General features: G+C 38.1%; 1 protein-coding gene. It reads left to right on the top strand.

The genetic code is table 11. The annotated features are described in order from the left end of the window. Positions 1-99 precede the first annotated feature (99 nt). A partial coding sequence (locus PUR56_RS43125) for a hypothetical protein (protein ID WP_329947368.1) occupies positions 100-407 on the top strand: 308 nt, incomplete at its 3' end.

The following is a 407-nucleotide window of genomic DNA, read 5'->3' as shown; positions in this document are numbered from 1 at the left end:
TGGGTGTTTTGGTGGTTTTGTTGTTTGTTGGGGGTGTTGTAGGGGGGGGTGTTGGGGTTGTGGTGGGGTGTTTGTTGTTTGGTGTTTTTGGGGGTTTTCTTGTTTTTGTCTAACGGTTTTTTTTTTTTTTTTTTTTGTTTTGTGGGGGGGTTGTGTGTTTTGTTTTTTTTTTTTTTTTTTTTTTTTGGGGGGGGTTGTTGGGGGGGGGTTGTTTTTTGTTTTTTTTTTTTTTTTTTTTGTTTTTTTTTTTTTTTTGTTGTGTGGGTTTTTTTTGTTTTTTTTTTTTTTTTTTGTTTTTTTTTTTTTGTTGTTTTTTTTGGTTTTTTTTGTGGTTGTGGTGGGTGGGGGGGGTGTGGGTGGGGTGTTTTTTGTTTTTTGGTGTGGGGGGGGGGTTGGGGGCCCCCCCC

It is taken from the genome of Streptomyces sp. BE303 (genome assembly GCF_036290945.1).
Taxonomy (GTDB): Bacteria; Actinomycetota; Actinomycetes; order Streptomycetales; family Streptomycetaceae; genus Kitasatospora.
Note: the sequence above shows the minus strand (reverse complement) of the source record. Positions and strands in the feature narration are given on the sequence as shown.